We start from the raw sequence: 13,196 nt of genomic DNA, 5'->3' as shown, positions 1-13,196 counted from the left end.
TTATTGTCCTTTAATACGACGCCATCCGACCCGGTGTGCCTCGGCCGTATCCAGTTCCTTGGTGCGGCTGGTGGCGTTGCTGCCGTCGGCGAAGGTGGTAATCAGCTTCAACTGCCCGCTTGGCAGGCGCACGATGATGAAACCGACGGCCGCCGAGGTGTTGGACAGCGTGGCGCCGGCGGGGTCGCCATTCACCCCCTGCCCGGTGCACACATCCACCTGGTACAGATTACTGGTGCCGCCCACCGAGCACGCCGACGAGGACGATGGCACGTTGGTCACCACATTCACCACGCCGCTGACAATTTGCGGATCCAGATTCATGCGCTCGCCCGCATTAATATTCCAGTGGAAGTACCAGCCGTCCTTGACGTTCAAGTCGACCGGATTGCTGGTCACGCCATAAGTCACCGAGTTGGTGGTCGAGCCGAGCACGCTCAGCGTCTGCTGCACCAGGGCGGAATTCGGGATAGTGCCCTCGGCCGTGCCGCCATCTTTCAGTGCGAACAGGCTCTGCACCGCCGTGTTGGAGGTATCCGGCACGTCCAGCAGGCGGCCGGTGCCGAACACCACCACGCGTACGCCGGTGGTCTTGGTGGTAGACACGCCGCTGGCGTCGGTGGTGGTGACCGGCACGCCGCACAGCGTCACATCCGGACGGGTGGTGATCGGCTTGGTGGCGCCGGCATCGCCCATCTTCAGCACCGAGATGGCGCCGGTGGTGGCGGTCAGGTCGAAGCGCCACATCTGGCCCTGGTTGTCGCCGCCGTAGATGTAGCTGACCGTGGCGTCGGCCAGCGGGTCGTTGCTGATGGCGGTGATCTTGGCCAGGCCGGATGGCGTGGTGGTGTCGCCGGACGCCGTGCTGGCCGTCTTCAGCACCTTGCCGGTCGCGGCGTCGATGATGAACAGCATGCCGACGCCGCTGCCGGTGCTGACATTGTCGGTGCCCGGAATATTGTTGTAGCCCGACGTCAGGAACACCACCCACTTGCCCTGCCAGATGCCGAACTGCGGATTGCCGAAACTCAGGCCCAGCTCACCCAGCTCCGCCACCCGGTTTTGCGGGCACACGGCAACGTCGGCGCAGATTTCCCACATCACCTTGGGCGCAGTCGGATCGGACACGTCCAGCGCGTAGTAGCCGCGCCCGCCCGCATTCAGGCCGCCGACCAGCATGGTGGTCCAGGCGCCGTTGATCTTCACGTCCGCCACTTCCGGCGAACCGTCGGCGTTGAACTGGTGGTTGGTGCCGTAGGTGGTGCTGGCCAATGCCGCCAGCTTGCTCATGACGATGCGCGGCACATAAGCCCAGCGCTCATTGCCGTTGGCGCCGTCGAACGCGTGCAGCATGCCGTCATTGGCAGCGACGAAGACCGTGCCTGGACGGCTGGCCTTGCTCACCTTGTACGTGGCATAGTCCGGGTCCGGGTAATTGTTGTGCGGCTCGCGCAGATAGGCCGGCTTGGACGAAGCGATATCGCCGATCACGATCGGCACCGTGGCGCCGGTGGAGTCGGTGGTGGTGGTGTAGGCGCGGAACAGGTTGTCGTCCGCGTAGTCCTGCACCCCGCGCAGCCAGTTGACCATATTGGTGCCGCTGTTGACGGTGGCCTTGTCCGCCGTCGACAACAGCGTGCACTGGGCCAGGATGCTGCACTTGTTGGCGAACCAGGCCTGGGTCGCGCTATCCATCACGCTGAAGCTGAAGTCGACCGGCGTGGTGCCGGGCGCCTGGTTAGCCTGCATCATCTTGATCTTGCGCGTGGCAATCGATTTGCCGACCGTGTTGCTGGTGCTCCAGGCCGGCGTCTTGATCACGTCGCCGGTGGTGGTGTCGATCTTGCGGTCGGTCAGTTCGCCATACCAGCGCACGGTGGTGAAGGTAGCCGAGAAAATATCGTTGTCGGTCAGCGTGATGTTAGGCGTCGAGGTGGCTGCTGCCGCTGCCGCGCCGGTGCGCACCTGCATATTCGATAGTGCCTCGCGCAAGCCAGCCACCACGTCTTTCGGATCCTGGGCGCTGAAGTACTTGCCATGGCCGTTGATGGCCGCGTGCCACAAATCGTCGACCCGCTCCTGCACCGTGCTGGCGGTGTTGGTCACGTCCGGATCCGGCCACACATAGGCGCCACCGCCATTCCATGGGCAGCCGGTCGGCGCTTGCGTGATCAGGTTATAGAAATCGCCGCCCGGCTTGGGTGCGGTGTCGTAGTTCGGGTCGTACGCCATCACGCCGTCCACACCCAGGCCGAGGGTGTAGGTGTTCATGTGCAGGTGGGTATTCTCGCCGTTGGCGGCGGGCACCGAGCCGGGTTTGGTCATGTCCGGCTCCAGCGACGGCCGCAGCGATATGGTGCCGGTGCTGGAACCGCCGTTATACCAGTGCAGCGCCACGTCCGAAATCGACGGCTGCGATTGCGCCCGCTTGTCAACACAACCGGACGACAGCGTACAGAAGCGCGACGCGTTTTCGACGTTGTCGTTATTGACCACGTTGGCGGTGGAGGTGCCGTTCCAGTAGCCGTCCGTGGTCAGGATCATGAAGTTAGGCTGGCATGGGTACTGCACCACTTCCTGTCCGGCCGCATAGTTGTACGGCGTGAGGTTGGCGAACATGCGGCCGACGTTGTCCATCGCGGTGCGGATCGGCGTCGAGCCCGAGGTGGTGGTGTTGTACAGCGTGGTGTACCAGGTCGAGCGTGCACTGCCGGTAAAGTCAGCTGGTTTTAAATCCATTGCGGCGCCGGCGCCGGCATTGGAGAGCTTGACGTAGCCAACCTTGTAGTTGGCGGTAATCGGCGAGAACGCAATGCCGAGCGAGGTCTTCATCATTTGCAAACGGCTCTTGTAATACACATACCAGTTGGCGAAGTTGTTCATCTCCTCGGCATAGGTACAGGTGGCGCCGGCGCAATCGGTACGGTCGGCCGACTTCGGATAGGTCGAGCCGCTGACGATGTTCACGCGCACAAACGGATTCGGCGCGCCGGAACCGGCGGACAACGCCGCCGTAGTGGTGGGGATGGTGTCCATCGCCGCCGCCACCGTGGTGCTGACCAGCGTGCCGGCATTGCTGACAGCGCCGATGGTGAGCACCCCGGTGTTGGCGGTTGAACCGCTGTCGACCACGCACACACTGTTACTCGGCAGCGTGTTGACGCACGCAGCATTGGTACCGGCGTACGCCTTGTAGGTGCCGCTGGTGCCGATTTTGGCGATGAACAACGCCGCTACTTGCGCCGCCGTCTGAGTTTTCCCGATCGACATGCTGCTGAACAGGCTGGTGGAGTTATAGCTGGTCGCACCCATCGCCGGCGTGCCGCTGCTGGAGGTGGTGCCGCTGAAGGTCACATACGCGGGCGCCACGCGCACCGAATTGGCGGTAACGGTAAAGCCCCAGCCAGCGCGCGAATTGTCGTTGATGGTCACGCAGTTGGCCACGCTCTTGCTGCCGGTGCAGCTGACCGGCACCACCGCCACCACGTTGTCCGCTGACAGCGTAATGCCGAACACGCTGCAGGCAGGCACGGTCGGCTGGCCGGTCGGCGTTTTCACGCAGGCGTAGTACTGGTTGGTGGTGCTGCGAGCGATGATGTTGGCCGCCACCGTGCTGGCCATGGTCTGCGCCTTGAGCGCGGTGTTGGTGCCGGTGCTGGCGGTCATGGTGCCGCTGGTGATGTTGACGCTGCCGCCTGATTCAGCAATCGCGATGTTCGTGATGTTGAGCGAGGTGGCGGTGGTCGAATTGCCGATGGCGATGGTGCCGTACGAAGCAATCGCACCGGCCGGCGCCGAGTAGCTCGGATAAATAAAGGCGCCCACGCGCTTGCCCTGGCAAGAGGTCAGCAGTTTGTCGCTGCACCAGCGCACCTTGACCGGCACCGGGTAGCCCGACGGCGCCGCCGCGCCGATCGAGGTCGACTTGCAGTTGGTCATGGTGTCGTCGGTGCAGTACTGGCCAACGCCGATGGTGTAGTAGTACGGGGCGGTGGTGATGGCGATCGGCGACTTGTAGGTGGCGTCCGGGTAGCTGTAGGTGGAAGTGTTGAACTGGCAGGAAGTGGCGGCAGTGCTGGTGCACCATTCCAGGTCCGGGAAGCCGGTCACCAGGTTGATGTTGCTGGTGACGGTGTTGCCGAACATATCGGCCTTGCGGGCGCCGAAGCCGTCGCCGCTGACCGAGGTCCAGTTGCTGGTATTGGCCGCATTCTGCTCAGGGTAATAAGTGCCGTCCGATTTGATCGGCACCTGGTAATGCAAGGCCGGATTGTAATACTGCTTGTTGAAGTCCGGGCTCATGAACGGCGGATGGCCGACGTTACACGCCATGATGCCGGCCGCCAGCGACACATTGCTACGGCACAGGTTGTCGTTGACATAGTCCGGCGTGTAGGTCTGATCCATCGAGCCGGAGTTATCAAACAGCAGCATCAGGTTGGGCTTGACGGTGCCGGTGCCGGTGATGTTCAGCAGCGGCACTTGCGCGATCTGGGTCGGCGCGGCGAAGGCCGGCAGCGCCATCAGCAACGCGGGCAACAGTAGCAGGGAAAGTAGCTTTTTCATGATGAGTCCTCAAGGTCCTTTCATGATGACGGCCTGCGTCACCACATTGCCGCCGCGCGGGCCGAACACGCGCGCCGTCACCACGTAGTGGATCTGCGCCGCGACGGCCAGGTTGGAAGCGTCTATCTTCAGCGTTTCGCCCAGCGCGCGCGGGCCGGTGGTGCCGGGCCGCGGTGCCGTGGTCTGGCAGCGGTTGGTCGGGTCGTCGTAAGGCAGCGGCAGGTTGCACATGCGGTGGATCACGTACTGCACCCGGTTGAGATCGGCATCGGGCGCCATCGTGATCGCACCTAGCCAGAAGTTGGGATTGCTGACGCTCCAGGTCGGCGGCAAGGTCGCCACATAGCCGGCGGCGGCCTGGTCGGTCAGCAACAGGTTCTTGTTGGGGACGGTGCGCAAGTAGGTGAAGCCGGCGTGCAGGCCGGCGTCGGCCGCCTTGGTGAGCGCCGCTTCATACGCCAGGTTGGCGGTGGTCAGCGTGCTGGAGGTGGTGGACTTGATCAGGTAAATACTGCTGACCATCATCACCGCCAGCATGATGAGCATGATCGGCAAGGCAATGCCGCGCTGGAAAGTAAGCTGTCTCATGGGCGGTACTGGGAATTAAGGATGGGCACGATGGTTTCAAACACGCGGTAGCGGTAGCACTTCCAGTCCACCGGGTCGCCGGCCACCGCCACGTTGACCGTCATCTTCACCGCCGCCACGCCATTCGGTACGGCGTTGCTGAACACTTCCGGCAGCGCGGTGCTGGCGCTGCAGGCGCCGCCCGGGGCTGGCTTCTCGACGTTCTTGCCGCGCGCCACCACCGCAATGCGCACAGCGGCGATGCGCTGGTAGTCGCCAGGACTGCCGATGACGCCGTCGTTGTCAGCGTCGATCATGGTCGGGCTCCACACCGTGATCTGCATGCCGGTGCTGGTCACCACCATCTGCTTGCCGTTGCCAGCCGGGTTGGGATCGTAGTTCGGTAACACGCGGTTGTCGAAGCCGTATTGCGCCTTGATCGAGACGATGTTGTCGGCCACCGAGGCGCCGTTCAGTTCCGCACCGGCCAGGTCGGTGGCGCGCAGCAGCAGTACGCCGTTGCGCACCGACCAGGTGTGGAAATGCAGCAGATCCGGCTGGCCGAGGTTGTACATGAAGGTGACGTTCTTGGCATAGCCCTGCGCCACGCCGCCGGCCAGGTTGTAGCGGTACTGGCTGCCCACACCGAGCGGCAGCTGGTCGGTGCGGCCGGCGGCGGGATTAAAGCCGGTAATCTGCACCACCGTGCATGGACGGTCCGGCGTTTGCGGCGCCACCACCAGCACATCGCCGTTGTTGTAGCCGTAGGGACCGGTCTGGGCGCCGAGCAAATAACTCTCGCCGCCGTAATCGCCGGTCATCGAAATCGAGCCGACGCCGGCGTTGGAGCTGCCGCTGTTGAACGAGATCACATCGGGCGCAGTGCCGTTGGACTGGATCACCACCGACGCCAGCGGCGTGATATCAACGCCGCCGCGCTTGGCGCCCAGCAGCGCGTAGCCGCGCTGGTCGCTGAAGGTGGTGTTGCAGCCGGCCACGGTGCGGTCGTTCAAGCCCCAGCCGGCAGTGCCGGCGTCGCTGCTGAGCGAGAACATGGCCAGCATGCCGTTTTGCATGGAGTCGGAACCACCAACGGCAGCGTCCTTGTTGGCCTCGCCGCTGATCACCAGCCGCGTGGCAAACAGCAGCGCCAGCAGGCCAATTACCACGCTGACCATCAGCTCCACCAAGGAGAAGCCGCCGCTGCGGCGTTGCGAGAAGGTCGTCATGTCAGCGTGCGATGTAGGAAGTGACGCGGTGGCGGTTCGGCTCGCTCTTGGCCTTGCGCTGCCAGCGGATGGAAATATCGACCTGGTAGCGGTTCTGCGCCGCCTGGTCCTGCACCTGTACAAACAGCACCGCACCCGGGATATTCCGCTTGGTCTCGGCGACCCAGGCCGACAGCGTGGTATTCGGCGTGGCACCCTCGGCCAGGTTGTACTGGGTGATATTCGGCAGGTCGGCATTGATCACGCCAATCAGTTTTTCCGCTGCCAACGTGGCTTCGGCGCGCGTGCCAGCGTCCGACAGGGCCGAGTAGGCGCGCGCCTGCAAGCCAACCGTGCCGAGCAGGCCGATGCCGAGGATGACGATGGCCAGCATCGCCTCCAGCAGTGCAATGCCGCCCTGGCGGCGCCGGCGTGGTGGGAAAGTGTTCATGGTGGGCAGGCCCGGTTATCGGTCGCGGCCAAGGTCGGATCACACTTGCTGGCCATGCCGGCCAGCGTCACGACCAGCGCCACCACCGGCACGTTGTGCGCGTATTTGCTGGCCGGATCAAGGCGCAGCTGGGTCAGGCGCTGGCCGAAATTGGTGTCGACCCAGCCAGTGGCCGTGTAGTACACCTGCGAGGCGCCGGCCGGCAGCGTGGTCGGCAGCAGCACCTCGGAATCCGGCAGCGCATCGGCCGAGCGGTACACCGACTTGAAGCCTGTCGCGCCTTCCGGATCATTGGCCGCCGCCGCAGCGGTGGTCGACCAGGTGGCGTCATTCGGCGCGCATGTGGTGTTGGCGCCGATAAAGCAGATATCCACCTGCCAGTCCATCTGGCCGGTGTTGGTGTTGGGTGTCAGCGAAATGCGGCTGATGGCGTTGTGCGACACCGCCTGGCGCCGCGCCATGGCGAAGCCGTCGAGGTAGAACTCGCTGGCGCCGCGGGCACGGTTGGTCAGCAGCCAGTTGCTGGCGTTGGGAATGCCGAGCGCCAGCATGAAGCCGAAGATGGTGATGGTCACCATCAGCTCGACCAGCGTGAAGCCGCGCTGTGCTAGTTGGAACATGCGCCACCTTTATGATCGACCCAGCACGAGGTGCTGGTGCCCCAGCCGGTCGGGCTGCCAGTGGTGGCGTGGCCGCCGCTTTCGTTGATGGTGTACACAAAGCCGGCCATCTTGCCGGTGCCGGTGGCGGTGATGGTGTAGGTCGACGCGGTGGCGTTGCTCAGCGCGTAGGTGAAGTTGGTGCCGGTGCCAGGGAAGCTGGGCGAGCTATCGAAGCCGCTGTAGCTGCGGGTGTTAGACCAGAACTGCTCGGCGGCCGGCTGCGCTCCGCCCAGGGCGGTGAAGGCTTCGCTCAGGCGGCCACGGGTGACGTAGTCGCTGTAGGCAGGCACCGCCACGGCCATCAAGATACCGACGATGGCCACGACGATCATGACCTCAATCAGGGTAAAACCTTGCTGGATGCGTTTCATGGACGTGCTCCTCATAGTGTATGAGAAACAGTGTAACTGGGCTGGCTGTCATTTCCCTGAGGAAACCCTGACAAAACCCTGACAATCGCACAAATCTATGGAAATTTCACCGTAAACAGCGCGCCTTGCCCACCCGGCGGGTCGGAAATCGTCAGTTTGGCGCCATGCACCATGGCGATGTCGCGCACGATGGCGAGGCCGAGGCCGCTGCCGTGGGTCTTGTCATCCAGCCGCACGTAGCGGCTGAACACTTGCTCGCGCTTGGCTGGCGGGATGCCGGGGCCGTTGTCTTCCACCATCAGCAAGCCGGGACGCACGGTCACCGTCACCGTGCCGCGCGGCGGCGTGTAGCGGATGGCGTTGTCGATCAGGTTGTCGATCAGGTCGCGCAGCAGGAAGCGGTCGCCGGTGATGGTGACCGGCTCCAGCTCAAAGCCTATATCGATGGCCTTCAGCGCGGCCTGGTCGACAAAGGATTGCACCGCATCCGCCACCAGCGCGTCCAGCGCCAGCGGCTCCAGCCGGGTCTTCTCGAACTGGTGTGGCTCGGCGCGCGCCAGCGACAGCAGCTGGTTGGTCTGCCGTATCATGCGCTCGGTGGCGGATAGCATCAGCTTCAGCGATTGCGCCGTGTCGGGCTCGGCGTGGCGCGCTTCCAGCCATTCCAGCTGGGTCTTGAGGCCGGCCAGCGGCGTGCGCAGCTGGTGCGCCACGTTGGCCAGGAAGTCCTGCCGCGCCTGCGCGCCCTCGCCCACCTTGGCCAGCAAGCCGTTGAAGGCCGAGACCACCGGCTCCAGTTCGTACGGCACCTCGTCCACGATAATCGGTGCGAGATCGTCGCCGCCGCGCGCGTTGAGCCGCGCGCGCAAGCGGTTCAGTGGCTGCAAGCCATTGCTGACCGAGAACCAGATCAGGCCCACGCAGGCCAGCGCAAACACAATCTCCACCAGCACCAGCGTGCGCAGCACCGCCTCGCGCAAATGCGGCGAGGCCAGCATGTAGGCCAAGGCGCCGGCGCCGAGATTCATCAGCAGGATGGGCGGGATCACCCAGCGTAGCAGGCGCAAGCGAATACTGCTCATGCCACCGGCTCCAGCATGTAGCCAAAGCCGCGGATGGTGCGGATCGCAACGCCGCCGTCGGCAATCTTCAAACGCAGGCGCGAAATATAGACTTCCACCGCGTTCGGCGTAATATCGTCGCCCCACGGCAGGATGGCGTCGATGATCTGCTGCTTGGACACCACGCGCGACGCATGCTGCAGCAGGTATTCCAGCACCGCCCACTCGCGCACCGACAGCTCGACCGCCTTGTCGCCGACGCGCGCGCGCTTGGCCGCCACGTCCAGCGACAACAGGCCCAGGGCCAGCGCGGTTTGCGGCGCGGTGTGACGCCGCGCCAAGGCCTTCACCCGCGCCACCAGCTCGGCGGTGGCAAACGGCTTGACCAGGTAATCGTCGGCGCCCTGCTCCAGTCCGCGCACCCGGTCCTCGACCGCATCGCGCGCCGTCAGCAGCAGCACCGGCAGCGCGCTGCCGCGCGCGCGCAGGCGACGGACTACCTCGAAGCCGTCCATGCCGGGCAGGCCGATGTCGAGCACCACCACCTCGGCGGCTATTGCGCCGGCCCGCTGCAACAGCTGGTCGGCCTGGGCGCCGTTGCCGACCACGTCAACGGTCATGCCGTGACTGCCAAGCACGCGGCTCAGGCCGTCCGCCAACACCGCATCATCTTCTACCACCAGTACATGCATAATCGTGCGCCACATCATCAGGAGTTATGCCATTATGCCGGTGCCTCCCCGAGAAAGACAGTGGCCGTGGTCTGTGTAGGATCAGGACTACAGCTGTGTATGGTCCAAGCCTACATTCCCGCGTCCCCTACGCTTATGTTCGGCAATTAACAATCCTCATAAAGTTACGTCAACACGTAACTAGCTGTGAGGATCACCATGAACAACAAAATCGCGTTCCGCCCTGTCACCCTGACCGGCGCCCAGCAAAACGAATTGCTGGCTGCTCTGCCACGCGAAGCCCTGGAATCCCTGTTTGAACATCTGGAACTGGTGCAGCTGCCATTCGGCAAGGAGCTGTTTGAATTTGGCACGGCCATGGAGTATGCGCACTTCCCAACCACCGCCATCGTCTCGCTGCGCTACGTCATGGAAGACGGCGCTACCACCGAGATTGCCGTGGTCGGCCATGAAGGTGTAGTGGGTGTCTCGCTGTTCGAAGGCGAGCGCGCCATGTGCAGCGCCGTGGTGCAGGCCGCTGGCTACGGCTATCGCATGAAAGCCCAGCACTTGCGCGACGCTTTCGCCAAGGGCGGCACGCTGCCGGCCCTGCTGATGCGCTACAACACCGCACTGTTTGCGCAAATGGCGCAGAACGCGGTCGGCGGCCGCCACAGCTCGATTGAACAAAAGCTGTGCCGCTGGCTGCTGGACCGCCTCGACCGCTCGCCATCGAATGCGCTGAAGGTGACGCAGGAAATGATTTCCATCATGCTGGGCGTGCGCCGTGAAAGCATCACCGCCGCCGCCGGCAAGCTGCAGGACGACGGCCTGATCACCTACCGCCGCGGCAACATCACTGTGCTTGATCGCTCAGGCTTGGAGGCGTATGCGGGTGAGTGCTATAAGGTGGCGAAGTCCGAGTTTGATCGCTTGCGGGTTGATGTAGCGCGCTGCTGATCACTTCCGAAAGGGCCGGCGGTAACTCCACCCGCCGTTCAACCACCAGCTCCAGCTCGCGCAGCGGGATCGACACCTCAATGCAAGTACCGCTATCGTTGCGGCCACGGCGGATATTCATGGTACCGCCCAGTTGCAAGGCGCGCTCGCGCATGCCCAACAAACCATGCGACATCGGCTTGATGATGGTGTCAGGCGCGATGCCGATGCCGTCGTCAATCACACGCAGCATCAGCCCTTCAGCGTTACGGCTCAAGGTCACCGTCACGCGGCTGGCCTTGGCGTACTTGCGGATATTGGTCAGCGATTCCTGCACGATGCGGAACAAGGCGATCGACAAATCGCCGGAATGGCGCGCGGCGCTTTCGATATCGGCCCCTATATTGCAATCGCAGCGCACTTGCGATACTCGGCTGAACTCGTCGCAATAGCTTTCAATGGCAGCGCACAGACCGAGGTTGTCCAGCAGGCTCGGGCGCAAATTCTCGACGATGCGGCGCTTCATCTCCACCGTTTCCACCAGCGTGCCGCGCGCGCGCTTGAGCTGTTCGGCCAGTTCCGGATGGGTCTTGCGCAGCTGCTGGGTGACGGCGGCGATATCCATGCTGATCGAGGTCAGGTTGGCGCCCAGCTCGTCGTGCAGTTCGCGCGACAGGCGCACCTTCTCTTCCTCGCTGATGCTGATCAGGTGGCGCGACAGCACCGATAGCTGTTCGGTCCGCTGCTGCACGGTCGACTCCAGGTTTTCATTGGCCGACTGCAGCGCATGCTCCACCGCCGCGCGGTGCGCAAAGCTGCGCCGCACCAGCTGGTAGAACATCACCAGCACCAGGATCGCCACCACATTGATGCCGACCCCGAGCAGCACCGCCTTCTGGTATTCCTGATAGAACGCAGCGCTGCGCGCGTTCAGCGTTTCGTTCTGCTCTTGCTCCATGATGACCACCAGCAGGCGGATTTCGTCCATGCTGGAGCGGTCGTCGCTGAGCTTGGCGATCTTGACGATTTCCTGCAAGCCGCCGTCGCGATAGACATCGATGGCCTGGCTCATGATGCTCAGGCGGCGGCGCACCAGCGTGTGCAGCTGTGCCAGGTTTTTCAACTGCGACGGATTATCGGCCAGCAGTTTTTCCAGTTCCTTGAATTCGTTCTCGCTGTCAGACAACGCGGTACGGGTCGGCCCCAGATAGGCATCGCGACCGGACAGGAAATAGCTGCGCATGCTGCTTTCGGCATCCAGCACCAGCACGTTCAGGTATTGCAGGCGATCGGCCACGCGCGCAGTCTGGCTCAGCAGGAATTGCGCACTGCGCATTGCTTGCAAATTATGGAACAGGCTGAAACCGTTGACGATCAGCAGCAAAGCGCATGTCACGCACAAGACGGTCTTGTACAACGGCAGGCGATGGTGCGGCGCTGTTTCGACGGTGAAATACATCCATTTCCTTCCCAGTGTAGAGATGCAAATTATAGACTGGAAGAAAATTCAGTGCGTCTGTGCGCACCCCAACAGTGCGCGCTAATCCAGCAGATTATTCTTCATGGCGTAGTAAGTCAGGTCCGAGTTGGACTGCATGCCCATCTTTTCCATGATGCGGGTACGGTACGTGCTCACGGTTTTAATGCTGAGCGACAGCGCCACACCAATGTCCGACACGGTGGCGCCGCGCGCCAGGCGCAGGAACACCTGGAACTCGCGGTCCGACAATTCCGTGTGCAAGGCCGTGTTGGGATCGCGGTCAAAAGTCTGCGCCAGCAGTTCGCCCACGGTGGAGCTGACATAGCGGCGGCCTTGGAACACGGTGCGCACGGCGGTAATCAGTTCGTCGGCCTCGCACTCCTTGTTCAGGTAGCCGTTGGCGCCCATCTTGAACAGGTTGAGCGCATACTGCTGCGCCGGATAGCCAGACAGGATCAGCACCGGCAGGTCGGGCTGGCCCTGGCGGATGGTGCGCAAGGTATCGATCCCGCTTTGATCCGGCATAGCGATATCGAGCAACAGCACATCGCAAATTTCACGGCGGGCGATGTCCAGCGCTTCGCGGCCGGTACCGGCTTCCGCCACCACCTCGAAATCGTCCGAGGATGAAAAAATCTGTTTAAAGCCTGCTCTTACAATTTGGTGATCGTCACAAATGGCAACGCGTATCATTGTTTCCTCTCGTCGTGCCCAGGCTCCGCCGCTAATAATCGAATAATATTGAAAGTATAGCAGCAATCAAATCGCCAGCCGCTCCTTACGCCAGCAGTGCGCATGGCGTTTCAGTCGACTTTCAGCAGCGCCAGGATGGACAGCAGCTCACTGCGTATATGCTCCCGGTCCAGCGGCGGCGGCATCTCCGGCGGCGCGCCATGGACGGCAGCGTCCATCTCGGCGCCGCTGTCGTAGCCACGGTTGTCCAGTTTATTGCGGGCGCCGCTGATGGTGAAGCCCTGTTCGTATAACAGCTCGCGGATGCGGCGGATCAGCAGCACTTCGTGGTGCTGATAATAGCGGCGGTTGCCGCGGCGCTTGACCGGCTTGAGCTGGGTGAATTCCTGCTCCCAGTAGCGCAGCACGTGCGGCTTCACGCCGCACAGCTCGCTTACTTCACCGATCGTGAAATAGCGCTTGGCTGGAATCGGCGGCAGGACGACCAGTTCGGACTTGGCGAGACGATCGTTCATTGCAGCTTAACT

General features: G+C 63.1%; 12 protein-coding genes. 1 reads left to right on the top strand and 11 read right to left on the bottom strand.

The features are described from left to right. The 8 genes from GTP46_RS07615 to GTP46_RS07580 all read right to left on the bottom strand — a co-directional run bounded on the left by GTP46_RS07615 (position 1) and on the right by GTP46_RS07580 (position 9,578). Positions 1 to 4,566 carry a PilC/PilY family type IV pilus protein gene (locus GTP46_RS07615; RefSeq protein ID WP_161006018.1) on the bottom strand — a complete coding sequence of 1,522 codons (4,566 nt, stop codon included), beginning with the start codon at positions 4,564 to 4,566 and terminating at the stop codon, positions 1 to 3. A 9-nt stretch (positions 4,567 to 4,575) separates the two neighbouring features. Further along, on the bottom strand, positions 4,576 to 5,154 hold the full coding sequence (locus tag GTP46_RS07610; protein WP_161006017.1) for a pilus assembly PilX family protein: 579 nt from the start codon (positions 5,152 to 5,154) through the stop codon (positions 4,576 to 4,578). Continuing rightward, positions 5,151 to 6,362, bottom strand: a complete 1,212-nt coding sequence (locus GTP46_RS07605; protein ID WP_161006016.1) for a PilW family protein — start codon at positions 6,360 to 6,362, stop codon at positions 5,151 to 5,153. The genes GTP46_RS07610 and GTP46_RS07605 overlap by 4 nt, the downstream gene beginning before the upstream one ends. A gap of 1 nt (position 6,363) precedes the next feature. Next, positions 6,364 to 6,792, bottom strand: coding sequence for a type IV pilus modification PilV family protein (locus tag GTP46_RS07600; protein ID WP_161006015.1), 429 nt, complete (start codon positions 6,790 to 6,792; stop codon positions 6,364 to 6,366). Then, positions 6,789 to 7,412 (bottom strand): pilus assembly FimT family protein, encoded by a 624-nt coding sequence (locus GTP46_RS07595; RefSeq protein ID WP_161006014.1) that lies wholly within the window; start codon positions 7,410 to 7,412, stop codon positions 6,789 to 6,791. The genes GTP46_RS07600 and GTP46_RS07595 overlap by 4 nt, the downstream gene beginning before the upstream one ends. Further along, positions 7,400 to 7,825: a type IV pilin protein gene (locus GTP46_RS07590; protein ID WP_161006013.1), complete on the bottom strand. Its 426-nt coding sequence runs from the start codon at positions 7,823 to 7,825 to the stop codon at positions 7,400 to 7,402. Before GTP46_RS07590 ends, GTP46_RS07595 begins: the two co-directional genes overlap by 13 nt. Positions 7,826 to 7,920: 95 nt before the next feature. Next, a complete protein-coding gene (locus GTP46_RS07585) occupies positions 7,921 to 8,907 on the bottom strand; it encodes a sensor histidine kinase (RefSeq protein ID WP_161006012.1) in 987 nt (328 codons plus the stop codon). Next, on the bottom strand, positions 8,904 to 9,578 hold the full coding sequence (locus tag GTP46_RS07580) for a response regulator transcription factor (protein WP_161006235.1): 675 nt from the start codon (positions 9,576 to 9,578) through the stop codon (positions 8,904 to 8,906). The genes GTP46_RS07585 and GTP46_RS07580 overlap by 4 nt, the downstream gene beginning before the upstream one ends. 198 nt (positions 9,579 to 9,776) lie before the next feature. Between GTP46_RS07580 and GTP46_RS07575 the strand changes: the two genes are divergently transcribed. After that, positions 9,777 to 10,517 (top strand): Crp/Fnr family transcriptional regulator, encoded by a 741-nt coding sequence (locus tag GTP46_RS07575; RefSeq protein WP_161006011.1) that lies wholly within the window; start codon positions 9,777 to 9,779, stop codon positions 10,515 to 10,517. On the opposite strand, the gene GTP46_RS07570 is transcribed toward GTP46_RS07575, so the two are convergent. The 3 genes from GTP46_RS07570 to GTP46_RS07560 form a co-directional block, all read right to left on the bottom strand. Further along, on the bottom strand, positions 10,414 to 11,955 hold the full coding sequence (locus GTP46_RS07570) for a CHASE3 domain-containing protein (RefSeq protein ID WP_161006010.1): 1,542 nt from the start codon (positions 11,953 to 11,955) through the stop codon (positions 10,414 to 10,416). The genes GTP46_RS07575 and GTP46_RS07570 overlap by 104 nt on opposite strands. An 81-nt stretch (positions 11,956 to 12,036) precedes the next feature. Further along, complete coding sequence (locus tag GTP46_RS07565; RefSeq protein ID WP_161006009.1) at positions 12,037 to 12,669, bottom strand: response regulator; 633 nt, start codon at positions 12,667 to 12,669, stop codon at positions 12,037 to 12,039. A 110-nt stretch (positions 12,670 to 12,779) separates the two neighbouring features. Continuing rightward, entirely contained in the window at positions 12,780 to 13,184 is a 405-nt protein-coding gene (locus GTP46_RS07560) for a MerR family transcriptional regulator (protein WP_161006008.1), read from the bottom strand. Positions 13,185 to 13,196: the final 12 nt, after the last annotated feature.

Source organism: Duganella flavida (genome assembly GCF_009857445.1).
GTDB classification, from domain to species: Bacteria; Pseudomonadota; Gammaproteobacteria; order Burkholderiales; family Burkholderiaceae_D; genus Rugamonas; species Rugamonas flavida.
This window is presented reverse-complemented; position numbering and strand designations above follow the sequence as displayed.